Genomic DNA, 22670 nt, shown 5'->3' with positions numbered 1-22670 from the left:
CGGCGCGGCCCGTACGGCCGCGCCGGCGTCCCCGTCACAGCACCTTGGCCAGGAACGCCTTCGTCCGGTCGTGCCGGGGGTTGGCGATCACCTCGCGCGGGTTGCCGGACTCGACCACGACGCCGCCGTCCATGAAGACCAGCGAGTCGCCGACCTCGCGGGCGAAGCCGATCTCGTGGGTCACCACGATCATCGTCATGCCGTCGCGGGCCAGGTCCTTCATCACGTCGAGCACCTCGCCGACCAGTTCCGGGTCGAGCGCGCTGGTGGGCTCGTCGAAGAGCATCAGCTTCGGCCGCATGGCCAGCGCCCGGGCGATCGCCACCCGCTGCTGCTGGCCGCCGGAGAGCTGACCGGGATAGTTGCCGAGCTTGTCGCCCAGCCCCACCCGCTCCAGCAGGGCGGCGGCCCGGTCGCGGGCGGCGGCCTTCTTCTCCCGGCCCAGCAGCACCGGCGCCTCGGCGACGTTCTGCAGGGCGGTCATGTGCGGGAAGAGGTTGAACCGCTGGAACACCATGCCGATCGCACGGCGCTGGGCGGCCACCTCCTTCTCCCGCATCTCGTGCAGCTTCCCGCCGCGCTCGCGGTAGCCGATCAGCTCGCCGTCCACCCAGATCCGACCGGCGTTGATCTTCTCCAGGTGGTTGATGCAGCGCAGGAACGTCGACTTGCCGGAGCCGGAGGGGCCCAGCAGGCAGCAGACCTCGCCGCTGCGGACCTCCAGGTCGATGCCCTTGAGCACCTCGACCGACCCGAAGGACTTGTGCACCTGCTCGGCCCGGACCATCGGCCCGGACTCCGCCGTGGGCGCGCCGGCCTGGGCCGGCGCCGTCACCTCGGTCATACGCCGTCCACCTTCCCGGTCGCGCCGCCCGCCTCCGCGGCGATCCCGCGCAGCTTCGTCTTCGCCCGCCCGCTGCGCCCGACGCCCTTGGAGAAGTGCCGCTCCAGGTAGTACTGCCCGACCAACAGCACGCTGGTCAGCAGCAGATACCAGATGGTCGCCGCGACCAACATCGGGAAGACCTGGAAGGTCCGGCTGCCGACGGCCCTGAGCTGGAAGAAGAGCTCGGTCGAGACCGGCACGAAGGCCACCAGCGAGGTGTCCTTGAGCATGGCGATGGTCTCGTTGCCGGTCGGCGGGACGATCACCCGCATGGCCTGCGGCAGCACGATGCGGCGCAGGATCTGCCCCCGCCGCATGCCCAGCGCCTGGGCCGCCTCGGTCTGGCCCTCGTCGACCGACTGGATGCCGGCCCGGACGATCTCCGCCATGTAGGCGGCCTCGGAGAGGCCCAGCGCCAGCATGCCGGCCACGAAGCCGGCCAGGACCTCCAAGGCGGAGAAGCCGAACAGCCGCGCCTCGAAGTCGTCGACCCCGAACAGGGCACCGATCTGCCGGTCGAAGGGCAGCCCGAACTCGATGCGCGCCCAGAGGATGCCCAGGTTGCCGAAGAGGATCGCCAGCACCAACCGGGGCACCGCCCGGAAGAACCAGGTGTACGCCCAGGCGACGCCGCGCAGGATCGGGTTCTCCGACAGCCGCATGATGGCGAGGACGATGCCCAGCACGATGCCGATCAGCATGGCGGTCAGGAGCAGCGCGATGCTGCCGCGCACCCCCTCCATGATCGGCGGGCGGAACATCTCGTCGACCATGAACGACCAGTTGAACGCCTTGTTCGTCACCAGCAGGTGGACGAACATGGCCACCAGCACCCCGATCACGGCGACGGCGACCCACCGCCCGGGATGCCGCACGGGCACGGCCTGGATGGGTTCCGGCCGTGCCCGCTCGGGTGTGTCTGTTTCGACCGACATGGTCAGCTGGTCGGGTTCAGCGCCGGGGTCGTGATGGCGCCGCCCTCGACGCCCCACTTCTTCAGCGCGGTCTCGTAGCTGCCGTCGGCGATGACCGCCTGCACGGCCTCCCTCAGCACCTCGGCGAACGCGGCCTGGTCCTTCTTCACCGCGTAGCCGTACGGGGCGGACTCGTAGATGTCGCCCAGCAGCTCCAGCTGGCCGTTGCTCTGCTTCACCGCGTACGCGCCGACCGGCGAGTCGGCCAGCATGGCGTCGTCCTTGCCGCTGACCACGGCGGCGGTGGCGTCGCTCTGCGCCTGGTACTGGTCGATGGTGATCGCCGGCTTGCCGGCGTCGGTGCACTTCTTCGACCGGGCGGTGATGTCGTCGAGCTGCACGGTGCCGACCTGCACGGCGATCTTCTTGCCGCAGGCGTCGTTCGGGTCGATCTTGGCCGGGTTGCCGGCCTTCGTCGCCCACTGGGTGCCGGCGGAGAAGTAGCTGACCATGTTGACGGTCTTCATCCGCTCGGCGTTGATGGTGAACGAGGAGACGCCGACCTCGTACTTGCCGGAGTCCACGCCGGGCAGGATCGAGTCGAACGGCGCCGACTCGTACTCGGCCTTCAGGCCGAGCTTCTGCGCGACGGCGTTGAACAGCTCGACGTCGAAGCCGACGACCGTCTTGCCGTCGGCGTCGAGGAACTCCGCCGGGGCGTACGTCGAGTCGGTGCCGACCTTGATCACGCCGTCGGCCTTGATGGCGTCGGGCACCTTCGCCGCCAGCGCCGAGTCGGCGGCGGCGGTGACGCTGGGTCCGGCGCCGGGCTGCTCGGTGCTCTCCTTCTCGCCGCAACCGGCGAGCGAGAGGGCGAGCAGCGCGGCACCCGCGGCGCCGAGCACGGCCCGGCGGCCACCAGAGATGTGGAACATGTCGTTCTCCTTGCGATGAGGGGTGGCGGCCGGTCAGGCCACGCCGAGGTAGGCCTCTTTGACCGCCGGGTCGTGCAGCAGGTCCGCACCGGTCCCGCTCTTGACGATCCGGCCGGTCTCCAGCACGTACGCCCGGTGCGCCCGGGCCAGGGCCTGCTGGGCGTTCTGCTCGACCAGCAGGATGGTGGTGCCCTGTTCGTTGATCTCGGTGATGATGTCGAAGATCTGCTGGATCAGCATCGGCGCCAGACCCATCGAGGGCTCGTCGAGCAGCAGCAGCTTCGGTCGGCTCATCAGCGCCCGGCCGACGGCCAGCATCTGCTGCTCGCCGCCGGAAAGGGTACCCCCGGCCTGCTTGCGCCGCTCCGCCAGGCGCGGGAACAGGTTCAGCACCCGGTCGAGGTCCTGGGCGATGCCCGCCCGGTCCCGCCGGGTGTAGGCGCCCATGTCCAGGTTCTCCAGCACCGTCATGCCCGGGAAGATGCCCCGGCCCTCCGGCGCCTGGCACAGCCCCCGCCTGACCCGCAGGTCGGCCCGGAGCTTGGTGATGTCCTCACCGTTGAACCGGATGCTCCCGCTGGCGACCGGCCGGATCCCGGAGATGGCCCGCATCGTGGTCGACTTGCCGGCGCCGTTGGCGCCGATCAGGGCGACGATCTCGCCCTCGTCCACCGTCAGGCTGATGCCGTGCAGCGCCTGGATCCGCCCGTACAGCAGGCTCACGTCGTCGATCTCAAGCAGCATCGTCCGGCACCCCCAGGTACGCCGCGATCACCTTCGGGTTCTCCCGCACCTCGGCGGGCAGCCCCTCGGCGATCTTCTTTCCGAACTCCAGCACCACGATCCGGTCGGTGACCCCCATGACCAGGCGCATGTCGTGCTCGATGAGCAGCACGGTCACGCCGGTGTCCCGGATCTGCCGGATGAGCTGGAGCAGCTCCTCCTTCTCCGCCGGGTTGAAGCCGGCGGCCGGCTCGTCCAGGCAGAGCAGCACCGGATCGGTGGCCAGCGCGCGGGCGATCTCCAGCCGCCGCTGCTCGCCGTAGGAGAGGTTGCGGGCGAACTCGTGCATCCGCTTGCGGATGCCGACGAACTCCAGCAGGCGCTCGGCCTTCTCCCGGCCCTCGCGCTCCTCCTTCCAGTACCGCGGCAGGCGGAACAGCGCGGAGATGACGCTGGTCTTGTGGTGCGCGTCCGCGCCGACCAGGACGTTCTCCAGCGCGGTCATCTCGGGGAAGAGGCGGATGTTCTGGAACGTCCGCGCCATGCCCATCTTGGTGATCTGGTGCCGCTTCTTGCCGCTGATCTTCTGGCCACGGAACCGGATCTGCCCCTCGGTGGGCTGGTAGATGCCGGTCATCGCGTTGAAGCAGGTGGTCTTGCCGGCGCCGTTCGGCCCGATCAGACCGAGGATCTCCCCCTTGTAGAGGGTGAAGTCCACCTCGTTCAACGCGACCACGCCGCCGAAGCGCAGCGTGACGTTGTCGACCTCCAGCAGCGGCTCCCGGGTGGGCACCGCTTCCACGGCCGGCGCGCCGGCCTGCGCCGGGACGGCCGGCGTCTGCTCGGTGTCACTCACCGACGGTCACCTCCTTGCGGCGGTCCTTGAACTCCGCCGCACGTCGTCGGTTCGGGATCAGGCCCTCGGGCCGGAAGATCATCATGATCACCAGCACCAGGCCGAAGAACAGGAACCTGAACTCGTACAGCTCGACGCCGAACAGCTCGATGCCGCGGAACCGCTCGATCATGTACGCCACCAGGCCACCGCCGACGATCGCGCCGACGATGTTGCCGGAGCCACCGAAGATGACCGCGGCCAGGATGATGATCGAGTTCAGCAGCTCGAAGTTCTGCGAGTTGACGAAGTTCTGCTTGCCCGCGAAGAGCGCACCGGCCAGCCCGGCGATCGCCGCGCCCGCCGCGAACGCCCACAGCTTGAACTTGAACGTCGGCACGCCCATCAGCTGCGCCGCGTCCTCGTCCTCGCGGATCGAGATCCAGGCCCGCCCGACCCGGCTGTGGGTCAGGTTCCGCACCCCGATCACCACCAGGATGATCACCGTGAGCACCAGCCAGTAGTACGGCCGGGCGTCGAGCACGCCGAAGACCGGCCTCCCGTCGGCGTACTGGCCGGGCGGGTGGGGGATCTGGTTGAAGCCCCGCTGACCCTTGAGGAACTCCGAGCTGACCGCGCCGATCCGGATCATCTCGGCGAAGCCGAGCGTCACCAGCGCCAGGTAGTCGCCGCGCAGCCGCAGGGTCGGCGTACCGAGCATCACGCCGGACACCATCGTCAGGGCGATCGCCACCGGCACCGCCAGCAGCCACGGCCACAGCGTCTTGATGTCGCTGCTCGGCGAGGTCAGCACCGCCACGGTGTACGCGCCGACGGCGAAGAAGCCGAAGTAGCCGAGGTCGAGCAGGCCGGCGAAGCCGACCACGATGTTCAGGCCGACGGCCAGCAGCACGTAGATCGAGACGGTGAACATCACCTGGGTGAAGTTCGCACCGGGGGTCGGGATCGGCCCCAGGTACTGGTAGAACTCCTTGTTCGGCAGCGCGTAGAAGAACACGATCACCGCGGCGAGCAGCGCCCAGCGCACCCAGCGCGGCGCGCCGCGCCACCGTTCCCCGGCCGCCTCGCGGCCGGAGCGCACCTTCTCCAGGACGGTCGTCATGCCCGCGCCCTCCCCAGCGACTCACCCAGCAGACCGGTCGGCCGGAACATCAGCAGCACCACCAGCACCGCGAACGCGGCGAAGTCCTTCCACTGGGTGCCGAACAGGCCGGAGGCGTAGTTCTCGATCACGCCCAGCAGCAGGCCGCCGACGAGCGCCCCGCGCAGGTTGCCGATGCCGCCCAGCACCGCGGCGGTGAACGCCTTGAGACCGAGCAGGAAGCCGACGCTGTAGGTGAGGGTCTGGATCCGCACGTCGTAGAGCAGACCGGCGACGCCGGCCATGCTGCCGCCGGCGATGAAGACCATCAGGATGATCCGGTCCTTGTTCACGCCCATCAGCGCGGCGGTGTTGGCGTCCTGCGCCACCGCCCGGATGCCTCGACCGACCCGGCTGCGGTTGATGAACAGATCCAGCGCGATCATCATCACCAGCGCGGACCCGAGGGTCAGCAGCTGAACGGCGTCGATCGGCACGCCGGCGATCTCGAACAGCGGCTTGGGGCTGACCAGGGCCGGGGCGCCCTCCGGGCGGCGGCGGGTCCACACGCCGAACGCCTCGGAGATGGCGATGGACGCGCCGATCGCGGTGATCAGGAAGGCCAGCGGCGGCGCGTTGCGCTTACGCAGCGGCCGGTACGCCACCCGCTCGATCACCGTCGCGGTGCCCGCCGAGGCGATCGCCGCGACGATCATCGCCACGAGCAGGTAGAACATGATCGAGCCGAGCCCGCTGACCTGCGAGTCCTGGTTGAGGCCGAATCCGTTCCAGGTCCAGATCGCCGCGAACGCGCCGGCGATGAAGACCTCGGAGTGGGCGAAGTTGATGAGTCTCAGCACGCCGTAGACCAGCGTGTAACCCAGCGCGACCAGGGCGTAGATCGCACCCTGCGTCAGGCCGGTCGTGGTGAGTTCTCCGAAGTTGGAGAACAGTCCGTCGAAGTTCAAGGGAGGGACGCTCCATCAGGGTCTGGAGAGAAAAAGGGGGTGCGGCCGGGAGCGAGCTCCCGGCCGCACCCGCGATCACAACTCAATCGCTGTAGCAGCGACCGGCGTCAGGACTTCGGGATCTCCTGATCCGGGACGACCTTGCCACCGACGACCTTGAAGGCCCAGACCTTGACCTGCGCCGGGTCGAGCTCGCCGCCCTCGACGAACTTGTAGCTCGCCGCGACGCCCTCGCCGCTGTAGCCCTTCACGAACTCCAGCAGGCCCGCACGGGTGGTCTTGCCCGCCTTGATGCCGGCGAGCAGGATGTTCGCCGCGTCGTAGGCCGTGTCGCTGTAGGTGCCCGGGTCGGTGCCGTTGAGGGCCTTGTACTCCTGGACGAAGGTGCCCCGCGCCTCGGCGGCCGGCGCGCACGGGCAGGTGAGGATGGTGCCCTCGGCCGCCGCCGCACCCGCGGAGGTGATGTACGCGGCGTCGTTCACGCCGTCACCGGCGATCAGCGGAGCGGTGACCCCGGCAGCGCTGAGCTGCTTGCGGATCAGGCCCGCCTCCTGGTAGTAGCCGCCGTAGAAGATGGCCTTCACGTTCGCGGCCTTGGCCTTGGTGACGACGGCGGAGAACTCGGTCTGCTTGCCCTCGCCCTGGACCTTGTCCGAGCCGACGACCGCCGGGCCGAGCAGCTTCTTGACCTCGTCGGCCAGGCCGGCGCCGTACGCGGACTGGTCGTCGATGACGTAGACCTTGTCGGCCTTCAGCACGTTCTTGATGTAGTTGCCGGCCGCCGGGCCCTGGCTGAAGTCGTTGCCGACCGCGCGGAAGAAGGTCTTCCAACCCTGCTCCGCGAGGCTCGGGCGGGTCGCGGAGGGGGTGATGGTCACCAGACCGGCCTCGTTGAACAGCGGACCGGCGGCCTCCGACTCGCCCGAGTAGGCCGGGCCGACGATGCCGAGGATCTTCGTGTCGTCGATGGCCTTCTGGGCCAGACCCGGGGCCTGGTCCGGGCTGCCCTGCGAGTCCAGGGAGACCAGCTCGACCTTGCAGTCGGCGTTTTCCTTGTTGTACTTGTCGACGGCCAGCTTGACGCCGTTGTTCTCGTTGATGCCGAGCGCCGCCGAGCTGCCGGTCAGCGCGCCGAAGAACGCGATCTTGTTGCCACAGGCTTCCCCACCGGACGCCGTGTCGTCGCCACCGCTGGAGCATGCGGTGCCGCCGGCGACGAGCGCCAGCATGGCGACCCCACCGATAACGCGAGCGAGCTTCTGCCTCAAGGCCCGAACCCTCCTCCGTCCCATGGTCCGAACCACCCGCTGCCCATTGGCCCTTGCGGGGGCGGACGAACCAGACCGTCGTCGCCGGTCTGGGGCCGGACGCTATCCCACCTTTCAGCTGTGACGAAAGCCCCAGCGGAGCGGGTTGACCGAACCGTTACACGCCGTGGCGGATTGGAAACGATCGCTGTAAGAACCGTCGGCCATGAATGCCCCTCGCCTTCGTTTCGTCGGTAACGGGCAGGTCAGCGCCCACTCCCTACCGATCGGCGACTGACAGCCCCGCCCACCAGGCACGCGACGCCTGGCCGTCATCGGCGACCAACACCAGTCGATCTCCCTGGGCCGCCACCGCCACCGCCGTGTCGCCGCCGTCGGGCACCACGGCGGGCATCGCCATCGTCCGCCACGAATCCCCCGAATCGACCGAGAGCCACAGTCCGTGACCGCCGCCGTCCCCGGTCACCGCCACCAGAGCACGCCCGGCCGGCACCAGACCGTCGACCGACGGCACCCCCGGCCCCGGCACGCCGAACCCGCCGACCCGCCGCCACTCGTCCCCGGCCAGCCGCCAGGCCGCGAACCCCTCGCGCACCGGACCGACCGTCACCAGCCCGCCGTCGCCCACCGACGCCACCCGCTGCGCCTGGCCGCGCCCGTCGGCCGCCGGCAACGCCACCCGCCGCCAGGCACGGCCGTCCGCCGAGGCCCACGCCAGGGGCGCCAGCGCGGTCGCGCCCGGCGGCAGCACCGCCCCCACCACCCACCAGCCCGACGGCACGGCCACCGCGTCGTACGCCACCGTCCGGCCGCGCCCGTCGCCGGCGAGCTCCGGCGCGCCCTCCCGGATGGTGAACCGCTCACCGTCGGGGGAGGTCCAGACCGCCGCGCCGTCGACCCGGGCCCCCGCGATCAGCCAACCGGCCGGCCCGGCGGCCAACCGGGTCACGCTCACCGCCCGCGGCCCCGCGTACAGCTCGAAGGGGGCCGGCACCTCCCGCAGCGCGCCGTCCGGGGCCTGCGCCCAGGTGCCCGTGCGGGGATTGCCGTGCACGCCGCCGTTCTTCGCCCCGAGCGCCGCCACCCGCCCGTCCCGGCAGGCGGCCGCGTACAGCACGTGCTGGCGGCCGTAGAAGCTCGACGCCGCCACCGGCAGCGCCGACCACGCCGCGCCGTCGGCGCTGCTCCAGGCCGCCGGCCGTGTCTCCCCCGCCGCGTCGGCCAGCCCGCCCACCACGTACCACCGGCCGGCGCAGGCCACGGCGTCGCGCAACAGCGGCCGGCCGGCCGCGCCCGGCGGCGCGGGCAGGGTCAGCGGCTGCCACGCCGGGCGCAGCGACTCGGCGGCGGGCTCCGCCGGGGCCCGGTCGCAGCCGGCCAGCAGCGCGGCGACGACACCGAACACCGCCACCAGCCGCCGGGACCACATGGGATCAGATGTTATCGATCGGCCGGCCCGGCGGGGAGCCCCGTCGCACGGGCCCCGGCGGGTCGCGCCCCGGGTCAGGAGGCGGGCTGCGCGACCTCGCCGCCGGCGGTCTCGGCGAGGATCCGCTCGGCGACCTCCTTCATGGTCATCCGGTGGTCCATCGCCGTGCGCTGGATCCACTTGAACGCCTGCGGCTCGGTCATCCCGTAGGTCGTCATGAGCGCGCCCTTGGCGCGCTCCACGGTCTTGCGGACCTCCAGCCGGTCGGTCAGCCCGGCGACCTCCGACTCCAGCGCGGCGATCTCGGAGTAGCGGGACAGGGCGATCTCCACCGCCGGCACCAGGTCGCTCTTCTGGAAGGGCTTCACGAGGTACGCCATCGCGCCGGCCGCCCGGGCCCGCTCCACCAGGTCACGCTGGCTGAACGCGGTCAGGATGATCACCGGGGCGATCCGGGCGCCGGCGATCCGCTCGGCGGCGGCGAGCCCGTCCATGATCGGCATCTTGATGTCGAGAATGACCAGATCGGGCTTGAGCTCCTCGGCGAGCCGGACGGCGGTCTCGCCGTCACCGGCCTCCCCGACCACCTCGTAGCCCTCTTCGACCAGCATCTCGGCGAGGTCCAGCCGAATGAGCGCCTCGTCCTCGGCGATCAGAACGCGCCTGCGCTCGACGTCCGTCTGCGTCTCGGCCACGAGCCACTCCCACCATTGTTCCCGGCACGGCTACCACCCATGCTCCCGCACGAGCGTAGTCGGGTACAGTAAGCGGCACTCGCCGGGATGGTGGAACGGCATACACGGAAGTCTCAAACACTTCTGCCCGAAAGGGCTTGCGGGTTCGAATCCCGCTCCCGGCACTCCTGTCACACCGCTGTTCCCTGATGCGCGGTGCACCGCTCGAGATGCGGGCCCGTGCCCGCGCCCTCCGCGCCCGAGGCGACAACATTGGTCGGTTGCCCGCGCGCTGGCCCCGCACCACCGTCTGGCGCTGGTGCGTCGACCGGCCCGAACCGCTCGTGACCGGCACCGCCGCCCGCTGCTCGCCCGATGTCGGCTATCCGACCGCGCCTGAGCCGCGCCACCCGGACGCCACGAACAGCCCGGACCACGGCGAGGCTGGTTCCGCGGCACGGGCCGGGCGTGAAACACGAGCGGGCGATCGTCCTCCGCGACCGACGACACCGCCGCCGCCCACCGGCCCCGGCGGCTCCGCGCCCAGTCGTCCGGCGGCGCGGAGGTGCCGGCTCAGCCGAGTTCGGCGAGCGCCCGCGCCAGGTCCTCGCGCAGGTCCTCCGGGTCCTCCAGGCCGACGGAGACGCGCAGCAGCCCACCGACGGGCTTGGCCTCCTCCTCGACGGGCCGGTGGGTCAGCGAGGCCGGGTGCTGGATGAGCGTGTCGACCCCACCGAGCGAGACGGCGTGGGTGATCAGCCGGCAGCCGCCGGCGACGGCGGCCGCGGCGGGCGCGCCGCCGCGTACCTCGAAGGCGAGGAGGCTGCCGGGGCCGGCCATCTGCCGGCCGACGAGCCCGGCCGGGTCGTGCAGCGACGGGTGGTGAACCCGCGTGACGGCGGGGTGGGCGGCGAGCCAGGCGGCGAGTTTCTCCGCGCCGGCCTGCTGGGCGCGGACCCGCACCGGCAGGGTCTGCAGGCCGCGGTGCAGCAGGTACGCGCCGAGGGGGTGCAGGATCGCCCCGGTGAGCGCGCGGACCTGGCGCAGGCGGGCGGCCCAGTCGGCGTCGCAGGCGACGACTCCGGCGAGCACGTCGCCGTGTCCGCCGATGCTCTTGGTGGCGCTGTGCAGCACGAGGGCGGCGCCGTGCCGGGTGGGCTGCTGGAGCACGGGGGTCGCGACGGTGTTGTCCACGAGCAGCGGGACGTCGCCGGCGGCCTGCGCGAGGGCGGCGATGTCGACCAGGTCGAGGGTGGGGTTGGCCGGGGTCTCGGCGATCACCAGGGCGGTGTCGGGGCGGACGGCGGCGGCGACCTCGCCCGCGCAGGCCCAGGTGACGGTGGTGCCGAGCAGGCCGGTGGCGAGCACGTGGTCGGTGCCGCCGTAGAGCGGGCGGACGGCGACGAGGTGGCGCTTCCCGTCCCGGGTGGCGGCGAGCAGCGTGGCGGTGAGGGCGGCCATGCCGCTGGCGAAGGCGACGGCGTCGCCGGTGCCTTCGAGGTTGGCGAGGGCGGTCTCGAAGCGGGCGACGGTGGGGTTCCACAGGCGCTGGTAGACGGCGCTGCCGCCGGCGGGGAGCGTGCCCCCGGTGGCGAGGGTCTCGTACGCGTCGCCGCCGGCGTCGACGGACGGCAGGGGGTTGGTGGTGGAGAGGTCGATGGGCGGCACGTGGACGCCGAGGGCGGCGAGGTCGTCGCGGCCGGCGTGCACGGCTCGGGTGTCCACGGTCGTCATGCCGGAAGGATCGAACATCAAGCCAGCAGGGAGCAATAGTTCCGAAGATGATTCGGCCAGATTCCTTTGATTGGCGCGGCGATTCGACGGAGGATGTCTCCATGCCCCTTGCGACGAACGATGTGCGGCGGTTCGCGGCCCTGGACGACACCGATCGGGCGATCCTGTCCGAGCTGGCCGCGGACGGCCGGCTGCCGAACAACGCCCTCGCCGAGCGGGTCGGGGTGGCCCCCTCGACGTGCCTGACCCGCACCCGCGCGCTGCGCGAGTGCGGTGCGATCCGCGGGTTCCACGCGGAGGTGGATCCGGCGGCGCTGGGGCTGCCGTTGCAGGCGCTGGTGTCGGTGCGGTTGACCGCGCACGAGCGGGCGGCGGTGGACGCGTTCCGGGCCCGGTCGGTGCGGCTGCCGGGCGTGGTCTCGGTGTTCCACGTGGCGGGCGCGGAGGACTACGTGCTGCACGTGCGGGCCGCCTCGGCGGACGCGCTGCGCGACTTCGTGCTGGACCACCTGGCGGTGGACCCGGCGGTGCTGCACACCCAGACGAGCCTGATCTTCGAACAGGCCCGCGGCCTGGGCTGAGCGCCCGGCGCGACGCGCCGCGTGAGCTTGGTTGCCCCAGGGAACAATTCGGGGGCCGGGCGGGTTGGCCAGCCGTGTGATCAACGTACCGCTGTCTGTTCTTGACCTTGCCCCGGTCGCGGCCGGCGCCACGGCCGGCGAGGCCCTGCGGCACACCACCGAACTGGCCCGCCGCACCGAGGAGCTCGGATACCACCGGTTCTGGGTGGCCGAGCACCACAACATGCCGGGGATCGCGAGTTCCGCCCCGGCCGTGCTGCTCGCGCACCTGGCGGCGCACACGTCGACGATCCGGCTGGGCTCGGGCGGGGTGATGCTGCCCAACCACGCGCCGCTGGTGGTGGCCGAGCAGTTCGGCACCCTCGACGCGCTGCACCCGGGCCGGATCGACCTGGGCATCGGGCGCGCCCCGGGCACCGACCAGGTGACCGCGCTGGCGCTGCGCCGGACCATGGAGGGGCTGTCGGCGGAGGGCTTCCCCCGGGAGCTGGCGGACCTGATGAACTACTTCACCGGCGAGCGGCCGGGGCCGATCACGGCCACCCCGGGTCGCGGGCAGCAGCCGGCGATCTGGCTGCTCGGCTCCAGCGGGTTCAGCGCCCAGCTGGCGGGGATGCTGGGGCTGCCGTTCTCGTTCGCGCACCACTTCAGCTCGCAGCACACGCTGCCCGCCCTGGCGCTGTACCGGCAGAGCTTCCGCCCGTCGACGTGGCTGGCCGAGCCGTACGCGATGGTGGCGGTCAACGCGGTCTGCGCGGACACGGACGAGCGGGCGGAGTGGCTGGCGGGGCCGAGCGCGCTGTCGCTGCTGCGGCTGCGCTCCGGTCGACCGGGGCCCCTGGCCACGCCGGACGAGGCGGCGGCGTACCCGTACACCGAGGTCGAGCGGGAGTTCGTGCGGCAGCGCCGGGAGGGCCAGGCGATGGGCTCGCCGGAGACCGTGCGGCGGCAGCTCGGCGAGCTGCTGGCGCGCACCGGCGCGGACGAGCTGATGCTGACCACGCTGGTGTACGACGTGGCCGACCGGGTGCGCTCGTACGAGCTGATCGCGGCGAAGGTGGCCGGTGGTCTGCGCCGGGACGGCTGAAACACGATCTTCACGTCGCCGTCACCGGGGAGACGCGCGGGCCGCCTAGGTTTGTCCCCGGTGGTGGTACGGCATCCCCGGTCGGGACGGGGCGGGGATGCCGCGGTGTGGGGCACCGGGCCGCGGCTGTGCGGATTCCGCGGCTGCGGCCCGGTGCCTGCCCCACGCCCCGGACCGCCCCACGCCCCGGACTCACCCACGCCTCCGGCCTGTCCTGCCGCCGCGCCCCGGCCTGTCCCGCTCCCGCCCCGACGCCGGGCGGGCGCCGGCAGCGCCGCGTCTCGATACGATCCGCCGTTTCCTTGCCGCCGGCCCGGATTATTGATCAACTCAGGGCGTGGCTGAGCACATGACCCCGGACGAGTTCCGACGCGCCGGGCACGCGGTGGTGGACTGGATCGCCGACTACTGGGCGACGGTGGGGCAGCGCCCGGTGACGTCGCAGGACCCGCCCGGCGCGGTGGCCGCCGGGCTGCCGGCCGGCCCGCCCGAGCACGGCGAGCCCGTGGCGGCCGTCCTCGCCGACCTGGACAGGCTGATCACCCCGCGCCTGACCCACTGGCAGCACCCCGGGTTCTTCGGCTACTTCCCGGCCAACACCTCCGGGCCCAGCGTGCTGGGCGACCTGGTCAGCTCGGGACTGGGCGTGCAGGGCATGCTCTGGGCCACCGGGCCCGCGTGCACCGAACTGGAGACGGTGATGCTGGACTGGCTCGCCGACCTGCTGGAGCTGCCGAAGCGGTTCCGCGCCGGCTCCGGCGGCGGCGGGGTGATCCAGGATTCCGCGTCCTCGGCGACGCTGGTGGCGACCCTCGTCGCGCTGCACCGGGCCGGCGGCGGCCGGTGGCGCGAGGCCGGCGTCGACCGCCGGTACCGCGCCTACACGTCCACCCAGGGCCACTCCTCGATCGAGAAGGCCGCGCGGATCGCCGGGCTGGGCGCCGACGGCGTACGACCGATCGAGGTGGACCCCGAGACGCAGGCGATGTCCCCGGCGGCGCTGCGCGCGGCGATCGAGGCGGACCGGGCCGCCGGCGTGGTACCCGCCATCGTGGTGGCCACCGTCGGGACCACGTCCACGACCGCGATCGACCCGCTGCCGGAGATCGGCGCGATCTGCGCCGAGTACGGCGTCTTCCTGCACGTCGACGCCGCGTACGCGGGGGCGGCGGCGGTCTGCCCGGAGTTGCGGTTCGGGCACGCCGGCCTGGAGTACGCCGATTCGTACTGTTTCGACCCGCACAAGTGGCTGCTCACCGGCTTCGACTGCGACGCGTTCTGGGTCGCCGACACCGCGGAGTTGATCGAGGCGCTGACCGTGCTGCCGGAGTACCTGCGCAACGCCGCCACCGAGTCCGGAGCGGTGATCGACTACCGGGACTGGCAGGTGCCGCTGGGCCGCCGGTTCCGGGCGTTGAAGCTCTGGTTCGTGCTGCGCTGGTACGGCGCCGAGGGGCTGCGGGCGCACATCCGGTCCGGGGTGGCGCTCGCCGCCCGGTTCGCAGAGCGGGTCCGCGCCGACGACCGGTTCGCGTTGGTGGGGGCGCACCCGTACTCGCTGGTCTGCTTCCGGCTGCGCGCCGACGACGAGGTCAACGCGGAACTGCTGGCCCGGGTCAACGCCACGGGTCGGGTGCACCTGACGCACACCCGGGTGAACGGCCGGTACACGCTGCGCCTGGCCGTCGGCTCGCCGCAGACCACCGAGGCCCACGTCGACGAGGCGTGGTCGCTGCTCCGCGACGCCGCGACCGCCCTCGTGCCCCGCTGACCCACCACTCCCCCGCTAGTGCGGGTCGGCCGTGCCGGCGGTCGACACCGGGATCCGGGTGCTCGTGCCGGAGTCGGACGCCGGGGCCGGAACCGGCGTCGCGGCGAGGGCCGCCGCGGCGACGGCCCGCTCCCGGCGGGTCCGTAGCAGCGCCCGGACGGCCAGCGCCAGGGCGGCGACCCAGGCGGCGGCGAGCAGCGCGTAGACCGCCGGTCGGGCGGGGCCGCCGAGGTCGGCCGAGCGCATCAGCGTGCGGGCGTTGGTCAACACGATCACGCCGCCGATCGCCGCGCCGAGCAGTTGGGCGGGGACAATCCGGACCAGCCAGGCGGCGACCGGCGCGGCGATCAGGCCACCCACGAGCAGCGCGGCCACCATGGGCAGCAGGAAGCCCTCCGCGCCGAGGCCGATGAGGAAGCCGATGCTGGCGGCACCGGCGACCACGAACTCGGCCGTGTCCACCGAGCCGATCACCCTGCGGGGCTCCAGCCGGCCGCTGACCAGCAGGGCCGGCGTGGCGACCGGCCCCCACCCGCCGCCGCCCGTGGCGTCGACGAAGCCGGCGACCAGGCCGAGCGGGCCGAGGAAGCGCCCCCGCAGCCGACCGGCCCGCCGGTCGGTGCGCAGCGGTCGGGAGAAGCGCACCAGCAGGTACGCGCCGAGCGTGAACAGGATGCCGGCCATCCACGGGGCCGCCGACTCGGTGGAGATCGCGCTGAGGAAGGTCGCGCCGGCGAACGCGCCGACCGCGCCGGGGACGGCGATCCGGGCCACCACCCGCCAGTCGACGTTGCCGAACCGCCAGTGCGCCACCCCGGCGGCGAGCGTGGTGCCGATCTCGGCCAGGTGCACCGACGCCGACGCGGCGGCCGGGGCGACGCCCACGAGCAGCAGCAGCGTGGAGGAGGTCAGCCCGTACGCCATGCCGAGCGCGCCGTCGACGAGTTGCGCGGCGAGCCCGACCAGTGCGAGGACCAGCAGCTTGCGCACGAGCGCCCCCTGACTTTTCGGCATCTCCTATCGACTTGGTCGACAATGCGGCACGCGGGGTGCCGGGGTCAAGACTCCGACCGGTCAGTGAGACGACAGTGACGCGGGCCGGCGACAGGGACGACGGGAACGGCGGTCCGGGCGACGGGAACGACGGTCCGGGCGGCGGGGACGGCGGTCCGGGCGGCGGGACGACGTGTCGACCGCCGGCGCGCGAGCCCCTACGCCGGCCGGTTCGGCCCGGGTCAGGTCCAGGCGCGGGGGTCGGCGGCCAGCTCCGTGACCCGCTCGGGCAGGGTGCCGGCGGCCACGTCGGCGACGGTGACCAGCTCCAGGATCTGGCGTTCGCTGGCCCGCAGGGCGATCCAGACCTCCTGGAGGGAGCGGGCGGCGCCGTGGTAGCCGAGCTCCTCGGGCCGCTGCCCGCGTACGTGCGCGAGCGGGCCGTCGATCACCCGGATCACCTCGGCCAGCGAGATCTCCCCACCCGGCCGCGCCAGCCAGTAGCCGCCCTCGGGGCCGCGCTGGGCGTGCACGATGCCGCCCCGGCGCAGTTGCAGCAGGATGCTCTCCAGGAACTTCGGCGGGATCTCCTGGGCGCGGGCGATCTGCTCGGCGGTCACCGGCCGACCCCGCCCGGCCCCGGCACCGCCGGTCACCGAGGCGAGCTCGGCGACCGCACGGAGGGCGTAGTCGACCCGGGCGGAGAGGCGCATGCCGGCAAGGTTAACGCGCTGGTCACCCCGGCCGGCCGATCACCCCTCGGCCGATCGGCCGACGGCGATGTGCCGCCCCGGCGCGGCGTCACTCCCCGACGCGGCGCAGCAGCCCCTCCTGCACGGCACTGGCGATGTGCCGGCCGTCCGTGGTGAACAGGCGACCCGTGGCGAGCCCCCGCGCGCCGGAGGCGGACGGGCTCCAGCAGTCGTAGAGGAACCACTCGTCGGCGCGGAACGGCCGGTGGAACCACAGCGCGTGGTCGAGGCTGGCCCCCACCACCCCGCCGGGGCCCCAGACCTCGCCGTGCACCGACAGCACCGAGTCGAGCAGGGTCAGGTCGGAGGCGTACGTCAGCGCGCAGGCGTGCAGCAGCGGATCGTCGGGCAGCTTGCCGTCGATGCGCATCCAGACCCGCTGGTGCGGGTCGGCCGGCCGGTCGCCGGGGCGCACCCAACCGGGCTCGCCCACGTAGCGCACGTCGATCGGGCGCGGGATCTGCGCCCAGATGCCGAGCCGCTCGGGGTAACGGGAGAGCCGGTCGGTCATCGTCGGCACCTCGTCCGGCCCCGGCACGTCGGGCGGCGTGGGCGCGTGGTGGTCCAGGCCCTCCTCGGGACGGTGGAACGACGCCGACATGAAGAAGATCGGCTTGCCGTGCTGGAGCGCCACGGAGCGGCGTACCGAGAAGGAGCGGCCGTCCCGGATGTTCTCCACCTCGTACGCGATCGGCTCGCTCGGGTCGCCGGCGCGCACGAAGTAGCCGTGCAGGGAGTGCACGAAGCGTGAAGGGTCGACCGTCCGGCCGGCGGCCACCAGGGCCTGGCCGGCGACCTGGCCGCCGTACACCCGCTGGGGGCCGACCGGCGGGCTCATCCCCCGGAAGGTCATCTCGCCGGTGTGCTCCAGGTCGAGCACCTCGAGGAGCTGGTCGACCGCGGCCTGGCCGACCGCGACCTCCCCGGCACTCACTGAAGCGCTCGCGCGGACGCGGCGTCGACCAACGACCCGAGCTGGTGTACGCGCAGCGTGTTGGTCGAGCCGGGGGTGCCGGGCGGGCTGCCGGCGACGATCACCACGTGGTCGCCGGGGTTGGCCCGGTTGAGCCCGAGCAGCGCCTGGTCGACCTGGCGGAACATGTCGTCGGTGTGCTCGACGAACGGCATCAGGAAGGTCTCCACGCCCCAGGAGAGGGCGAGCTGGTTGCGCACCTCGGGCACCGGGGTGAACGCGAGCAGCGGCAGGTCGCAGTGCAGCCGGGACAGCCGCCGCACGGTGTCGCCGGTCTGCGAGAACGCCACCAGGGCCTTCGCGCCGATGGCCCGGGCGATCGAGGACGCGCCGACGGTGAGCGCGCCGCCGTGCGTACGCGGGTCGTGCTGGAGGCGCGGCACCCCGATCGAGCCGGACTCGGTGGTGGTGACGATCTTCGCCATGGTGCTGACGGTGAGCACCGGGTACTTGCCGACGCTGGTCTCGCCGGAGAGCATCACGGCGTCGGCCCCGTCGAGCACGGCGTTGGCCACGTCGGAGGCCTCGGCGCGGGTCGGGCGCGAATTCTCGATCATCGAGTCGAGCATCTGGGTGGCCACGATGACCGGCTTGGCGTTCTCGCGGCAGAGCTGCACGGCGCGCTTCTGCACCAGCGGGACCTGGTCGAGCGGCAGCTCCACGCCGAGGTCGCCGCGGGCGACCATGACCCCGTCGAAGGCCAGCACGATCTGCTCCAGGCAGTCGACCGCCTCGGGCTTCTCCACCTTGGCCAGCACCGGCCGGTGCACCCCGACCTCGGTCATGATGCCGTGCACCAGCTTGATGTCGTCGGCGGAGCGGACGAAGGAGAGCGCGATCAGGTCGACGCCGAGGCCGAGGGCGAAGCGCAGGTCCTCGGCGTCCTTCTCGGACAACGCGGGGACGCTGACCGCCACGTTGGGCAGCGAGACGCCCTTGTTGTTGGAGACCGGGCCGCCCTCGGTGACGAGGCAGCGGATGTCGTTGCCGGTGACGTCGGTGACCTCGACGGCGACCCGGCCGTCGTCGATCAGCAGCCGGTCGCCGGGCTTGACCTCCTGCGGAAGCTTCCGGTAGGTGCAGGAGACCCGGTCCTTGGTGCCCAGGACGTCGTCGCCGGTGATCACGACCGAGTCGCCGGTGCGCCACTCGTGCGGGCCGTCGGCGAACCGGCCGAGCCGGATCTTCGGACCCTGCAGGTCGGCGAGCACGGCCACCGGGCGCCCGGCCGCCTCCGCGGCCTCGCGGACCAGCCGGTACACCGCCTCGTGGTCGGAGTGGCTGCCGTGGCTGAAGTTGAGTCTCGCCACGTTCATGCCGGCCTCGACGAGCCCCCGGATCCGCTCCGGAGACGAGGTGGCAGGACCAAGAGTGCAGACGATCTTCGCGCGGCGTGTCACGCCCATCAGGCTAGTCTCTCCTCCGGGTCGGACTGCGGGCCGACCCCTCGCGGGCTGCGGAAAATTGTCCAACGACGCGCGTCACGCGCGCAGCCGGCGGGCGGAACCCACGCCGGAACGTTGAGGCGGCGGGCAACGGCGACCGCGCGCCGGAATCGTACGCCCCCGGCGCCACCGGGCACCGGGGTGCTCCCGGCCGGCACGCCCGCCGTCGATGGCTGCTCCACGCCGTGCCGCGCCCTGGCGGCACACCCGCCGCGCGGACGCCGGACCGCCGCGGGGGCCGGCGGTGCACGTCGGGACAACGGCCCGCGCCGCGCGCCACCGGGCGCCGGGCGTCCGGCGGAACCGCTCAGGTCTGCGTCTTGACCAGTGGGAACTCCAGCGAGCCCGCCGGGCAGAGGAAGGTCATCACGTCCACCCGGTAGAGCCCGGCCTGCACCGCCGGGTCGGCCTCCATCACGCCGCGCACATCGTCCACGGAACCGGTCCGGGCCAGGCCGAAGCCGATCGGCGGGTCCGGCTCGCGGGCCTGGCCGTCCACCGAGCCGGCGACCAGGATGATCCCCCGCCGCTGGAGGGCCTGCATGTGCGCGAGGTGCTCGGCCTGCAACCGCTGCACCGTCTCCGCCGGCAGCGCCCGCCCGGCCGCGCCGGGATACAGCACGATGCACTCGTACGTGTCGAGCGCGAAGTCGACCTGCGGCACTCCCGTCATGGGCGCTCCCTCCCGCGTCGCGTTGCGCGGCGACCCGTGGTCGACGCCGACCGGCACGGGCCCAGCGTCGCACGCGCGGGCGGCCCGCACGGGCGCTCCGGTCAACTCCGTCCCCGCCCCGCCCGGTTGCCGCCCCGCTGCGCCCTTTCCCCCGCACGGCCCCCGTCCACGCCAGGGCCACATCGGCTAAAGGGCGAGGCAGTCCGGGTGGATCGGGGTGTCGCGCAGCGCCTGCCGGACCACGGTGTACGTGGTGCCGTCGAGCACGAGCCCGAGGTGCCCGACGACCCGCAGCGGGCACGCCGCCTGGATCAGCACGTTGGTCGCGCCGTCGGCGAGCGAGGCGTTGTCGACCGGCCGGACCAGCTCGTCCTGCCACGTCCGGACCGTGGTCCAGCGGACCGCGCCGGGGGTGTCGTCGCCGCCGTTGAGGTCGGCGAGGAAGTCGGAGCCGATCGACATCTGCTGACAGGCGACGACGCCGGCGCAGCTGCCGAGGCCGACGACCCGCAGGATGTTCGCGACGTACGTGCCCTGCTGGGGGCTGCCGAGGCTGACGTAGCGGCCGACGGCCGACTCGCCGCCGAGGAACTTCACGTACCAGCGGGAGACCAGTCCGCCCTCGGAGTGGCCGACGACGTCCACCCGGGACGCCCCGGTGACGGACCGGACCTGCTCGACGTACGCGGCGAAGGCGCGGGCGGAGTCGCGGATGTCGCCGATGCCGAGGCCCGGCAACTGGTAGACGAAGACCCGGAAGCCGTCGGCGCGCAGCCGGGCGGCGATCGGCTCGTACGCGATGGACAGGCCGATCAGGCCGCCGACGACGATGACCGGGTTGGCGGTGGCGGCGGCGGTGGGGGCGACGGCCGTGGGGGTGGCGGGACGGTCCGGGGCGGCCGTCGCGGTGGTGGCCGGGACGAGGAGCGCGGCGACCGCCGTGGCGGTGACGAGGATCTTTCGGAGCAGCATGGCTGCACCTCCGGCGGGAGACCCGGGAAACCGGGACGGCGGGTGGGGGGATCCGATCGATCGTGGGACGATGATGAGGGCAATAATTTATAGACGTCAATAGGACGTTACGGACCGGTAACCTCTTGTCGCGCCGTACGCACGAACCGGCAATTCGCGCGGCGTGCCGATCGAGCGCTTTCGCACGGCGGCGACGAGGCCACCGACCACGCCCCGCCAGCTATGATCATCTTCGTGACGACGGCCCTCGTGCTCATCGACCTGATGCCGCGGATCATCGCGCTGGAGTTGGCCCCGCACCGTGGCGAGGATGTCCTCGACCGCTGCCGCCGGCTCGCCGCCGTGTTCCGCGCCCGGGGCCGGCCGGTGGTCCAGGTCCGGGTCGAGCGGCCCGGGGTGGCCGAGCAGCCGCCGGGCAGCGACTTCGCCGAGGGGCTGGTCGAGCCGGAGGACGTCGTGGTCGTCAAGCGCACCGTCGGCGCGTTCCACGGCACCGACCTGCACGAGCAGCTGCGCCGGCGCGGGGTCGACACCGTGGTGCTGGCCGGGCTGGTGACCACGATGGGCGTCGAGTCGACCGCCCGCGCGGCCAGCGACCACGGCTACGAGCTGGAGTTCGTGGCCGACGCGATGTCCGGCTTCGCCGCCGACGAGCACGAGTTCACCGTCGAGCGGATCTTCCCGCGCTTCGGCGCCGTCCGACGCGCCGGCGACTACCACTGAGGCGGCTACGCTGCTCCGATGGCGGAGACCATTGAGGACAGTCCGGTCGGCTGGGTGGCCAGCCACGTGGAGCGTTACCTGGCCACCGACGGCACCGACGGTGGGAAGTTCCACGGGTACGACGCCCTGCTGATCACCACCCGGGGGCGCCGGACGGGCAAGCTGCGGCGGACGGCGCTCATCTACGGCCGGGACGGCGACAGCTACCTGCTGGTGGCATCGAACGGCGGTGCGGCGCGGCACCCGGCCTGGTACCTCAACCTGTGCGCCGACCCGGAGGTGCAGGTGCAGGTCGGGGCCGACCGGTTCCGGGGCCGGGCGCGGACCGCCACCGCCGAGGAGCGGCCCCGGTTGTGGCAGGTGATGACCGGCGTCTTCCCGACCTACGCCCGCTACCAGCAGGGGACCGACCGGGAGATCCCCGTCGTCGTGGTCGAGCCGGTGCCGACCGACGTCGCGCCGTAGCGGGACCACCGGTGGAACACCACGGCCGTCTCCGGGCGCCGATGACGTCCACCGTGTTCCACCGGTCCCGGAGGCCGGGCGCCCCGGCGACGGCCGGTCAGCAAAGGAGGTGGCCGGTCAGCGGAGGAGGCGGAACAGCAGCAGATAGGCCACGTAGGCGACCGGCACGGCGACGAAGCAGATCAGGAAGCCGAGGTGCACGTAGCGGGGCGGGGCGCCGGCGACCATGGCCGGCCGCCCCCAGCGCCCGAGCACCAGGTAGCCGGCGAAGAACGAGAGCGCGGGCAGGCCGGCGCAGATCCAGGCGCCGAGGGTGAAACCGTCGACCAGGCCGACGCCGGAGGCGAGCACCATGACCACCATCAGCACCGCCGCCACGGCCGCGCAGCCGGCGTAGACGGCGAGCGCCCGGGCCACCGGCGACCAGGTCGGCAGCAGCGCGGGGCGTTGCGCGAGCAACTCGGCCTGCTGCCCGTGCCGGTCTGACTCGTCGGCGTAGCGCCGGGCCAGCTCCAGCTCGGTGGTGGGGTCGGTCTCCGCCGGGCGCGGGCCCGGCACCCCGCCCGCCCCCGGCGGCAGCGCGAGCTTCGTCTCCCCCACCCCGACCTGGGGATACGCCCCGACCCCCGGCCGCCCCGGGGCGCCGGCTGCGCCGGCGGGCTCCCCCGCCCCCGGTCCGGTGCCGCCGGCCGGCGCGCCGCCCGGACCGCCGTCACCGACCGACCCGGCGCCGGGCACGGTGGCCGGCGCGGTGACGGGGCCCGCGG

23 protein-coding genes and 1 tRNA gene are annotated in these 22670 nt (G+C 72.9%); 6 read left to right on the top strand and 18 right to left on the bottom strand.

From position 1 onward, the window contains the following. Positions 1–34: 34 nt before the first annotated feature. From AB0L34_RS23085 to AB0L34_RS23040, 10 genes are all read right to left on the bottom strand, one after another. Positions 35–844: an amino acid ABC transporter ATP-binding protein gene (locus tag AB0L34_RS23085; protein WP_363706463.1), complete on the bottom strand. Its 810-nt coding sequence runs from the start codon at positions 842–844 to the stop codon at positions 35–37. Then, positions 841–1821 carry an amino acid ABC transporter permease gene (locus tag AB0L34_RS23080; protein WP_363706461.1) on the bottom strand — a complete coding sequence of 327 codons (981 nt, stop codon included), beginning with the start codon at positions 1819–1821 and terminating at the stop codon, positions 841–843. Before AB0L34_RS23080 ends, AB0L34_RS23085 begins: the two co-directional genes overlap by 4 nt. 2 nt (positions 1822–1823) lie before the next feature. After that, positions 1824–2735, bottom strand: coding sequence for an ABC transporter substrate-binding protein (locus AB0L34_RS23075; protein ID WP_363706459.1), 912 nt, complete (start codon positions 2733–2735; stop codon positions 1824–1826). Between the two features lie 33 nt (positions 2736–2768). Further along, positions 2769–3479 (bottom strand): ABC transporter ATP-binding protein, encoded by a 711-nt coding sequence (locus AB0L34_RS23070; protein ID WP_350709235.1) that lies wholly within the window; start codon positions 3477–3479, stop codon positions 2769–2771. Next, a complete protein-coding gene (locus AB0L34_RS23065; RefSeq protein WP_350682488.1) occupies positions 3469–4260 on the bottom strand; it encodes an ABC transporter ATP-binding protein in 792 nt (263 codons plus the stop codon). Before AB0L34_RS23065 ends, AB0L34_RS23070 begins: the two co-directional genes overlap by 11 nt. Positions 4261–4306: 46 nt before the next feature. Continuing rightward, on the bottom strand, positions 4307–5416 hold the full coding sequence (locus AB0L34_RS23060; protein ID WP_357456737.1) for a branched-chain amino acid ABC transporter permease: 1110 nt from the start codon (positions 5414–5416) through the stop codon (positions 4307–4309). Further along, positions 5413–6363: a branched-chain amino acid ABC transporter permease gene (locus tag AB0L34_RS23055; RefSeq protein ID WP_357456735.1), complete on the bottom strand. Its 951-nt coding sequence runs from the start codon at positions 6361–6363 to the stop codon at positions 5413–5415. Before AB0L34_RS23055 ends, AB0L34_RS23060 begins: the two co-directional genes overlap by 4 nt. A 107-nt stretch (positions 6364–6470) precedes the next feature. Beyond that, a complete protein-coding gene (locus AB0L34_RS23050; protein ID WP_363706456.1) occupies positions 6471–7631 on the bottom strand; it encodes a branched-chain amino acid ABC transporter substrate-binding protein in 1161 nt (386 codons plus the stop codon). Between the two features lie 259 nt (positions 7632–7890). Beyond that, positions 7891–9060: a hypothetical protein gene (locus AB0L34_RS23045; RefSeq protein WP_363706454.1), complete on the bottom strand. Its 1170-nt coding sequence runs from the start codon at positions 9058–9060 to the stop codon at positions 7891–7893. A gap of 74 nt (positions 9061–9134) precedes the next feature. After that, positions 9135–9755, bottom strand: coding sequence for a response regulator (locus AB0L34_RS23040; RefSeq protein ID WP_357456729.1), 621 nt, complete (start codon positions 9753–9755; stop codon positions 9135–9137). Between the two features lie 81 nt (positions 9756–9836). On the opposite strand from AB0L34_RS23040, the gene AB0L34_RS23035 reads away from it, so the two are divergent. Beyond that, positions 9837–9919, top strand: a tRNA-Leu gene (locus AB0L34_RS23035). Between the two features lie 388 nt (positions 9920–10307). On the opposite strand, the gene AB0L34_RS23030 is transcribed toward AB0L34_RS23035, so the two are convergent. Beyond that, entirely contained in the window at positions 10308–11486 is a 1179-nt protein-coding gene (locus AB0L34_RS23030; RefSeq protein ID WP_363706453.1) for a PLP-dependent transferase, read from the bottom strand. Positions 11487–11569: 83 nt separating this feature from the next. Here AB0L34_RS23030 and AB0L34_RS23025 point away from each other — a divergent pair, with 83 nt between their 5' ends. The 3 genes from AB0L34_RS23025 (at position 11570) to AB0L34_RS23015 (ending at position 14907) form a co-directional block, all read left to right on the top strand. Then, on the top strand, positions 11570–12049 hold the full coding sequence (locus AB0L34_RS23025; RefSeq protein WP_357456725.1) for an Lrp/AsnC family transcriptional regulator: 480 nt from the start codon (positions 11570–11572) through the stop codon (positions 12047–12049). A gap of 76 nt (positions 12050–12125) precedes the next feature. Then, a complete protein-coding gene (locus AB0L34_RS23020) occupies positions 12126–13136 on the top strand; it encodes an LLM class flavin-dependent oxidoreductase (protein ID WP_363706451.1) in 1011 nt (336 codons plus the stop codon). A gap of 337 nt (positions 13137–13473) precedes the next feature. After that, positions 13474–14907 (top strand): pyridoxal-dependent decarboxylase, encoded by a 1434-nt coding sequence (locus tag AB0L34_RS23015; protein WP_363706449.1) that lies wholly within the window; start codon positions 13474–13476, stop codon positions 14905–14907. Between the two features lie 15 nt (positions 14908–14922). Here AB0L34_RS23015 and AB0L34_RS23010 read toward each other — a convergent pair whose 3' ends face one another. The 6 genes from AB0L34_RS23010 to AB0L34_RS22985 all read right to left on the bottom strand — a co-directional run bounded on the left by AB0L34_RS23010 (position 14923) and on the right by AB0L34_RS22985 (position 20715). Beyond that, positions 14923–15897 carry a sulfite exporter TauE/SafE family protein gene (locus AB0L34_RS23010; RefSeq protein ID WP_363706465.1) on the bottom strand — a complete coding sequence of 325 codons (975 nt, stop codon included), beginning with the start codon at positions 15895–15897 and terminating at the stop codon, positions 14923–14925. A 245-nt stretch (positions 15898–16142) separates the two neighbouring features. Further along, a complete protein-coding gene (locus AB0L34_RS23005; protein WP_350709253.1) occupies positions 16143–16613 on the bottom strand; it encodes an Rrf2 family transcriptional regulator in 471 nt (156 codons plus the stop codon). A gap of 88 nt (positions 16614–16701) precedes the next feature. Then, positions 16702–17586 (bottom strand): acyl-CoA thioesterase II, encoded by an 885-nt coding sequence (locus tag AB0L34_RS23000; protein WP_363706447.1) that lies wholly within the window; start codon positions 17584–17586, stop codon positions 16702–16704. Then, positions 17583–19031 (bottom strand): pyruvate kinase, encoded by a 1449-nt coding sequence (gene pyk / locus AB0L34_RS22995; protein WP_357456713.1) that lies wholly within the window; start codon positions 19029–19031, stop codon positions 17583–17585. Before pyk ends, AB0L34_RS23000 begins: the two co-directional genes overlap by 4 nt. A 346-nt stretch (positions 19032–19377) precedes the next feature. Beyond that, positions 19378–19743: a YciI family protein gene (locus AB0L34_RS22990; RefSeq protein ID WP_357456711.1), complete on the bottom strand. Its 366-nt coding sequence runs from the start codon at positions 19741–19743 to the stop codon at positions 19378–19380. A gap of 186 nt (positions 19744–19929) precedes the next feature. Next, positions 19930–20715: an alpha/beta fold hydrolase gene (locus AB0L34_RS22985; RefSeq protein WP_363706445.1), complete on the bottom strand. Its 786-nt coding sequence runs from the start codon at positions 20713–20715 to the stop codon at positions 19930–19932. 234 nt (positions 20716–20949) lie between these two features. Between AB0L34_RS22985 and AB0L34_RS22980 the strand changes: the two genes are divergently transcribed. Both AB0L34_RS22980 and AB0L34_RS22975 read left to right on the top strand, forming a co-directional pair. Continuing rightward, complete coding sequence (locus AB0L34_RS22980) at positions 20950–21438, top strand: isochorismatase family protein (RefSeq protein WP_363706443.1); 489 nt, start codon at positions 20950–20952, stop codon at positions 21436–21438. 18 nt (positions 21439–21456) lie between these two features. Next, the gene (locus AB0L34_RS22975) at positions 21457–21903 is read left to right on the top strand and encodes a nitroreductase family deazaflavin-dependent oxidoreductase (RefSeq protein WP_363706441.1); all 447 of its coding nucleotides are present in this window, start codon (positions 21457–21459) and stop codon (positions 21901–21903) included. Positions 21904–22020: 117 nt separating this feature from the next. Here AB0L34_RS22975 and AB0L34_RS22970 read toward each other — a convergent pair. After that, the coding region (locus AB0L34_RS22970) for a hypothetical protein (RefSeq protein ID WP_363706439.1) at positions 22021–22670 on the bottom strand (650 nt) is incomplete at its 5' end.

The sequence above is a fragment of the Micromonospora sp. NPDC052213 genome (assembly GCF_040679695.1).
Lineage (GTDB): Bacteria > Actinomycetota > Actinomycetes > Mycobacteriales > Micromonosporaceae > Micromonospora.
This window is presented reverse-complemented; position numbering and strand designations above follow the sequence as displayed.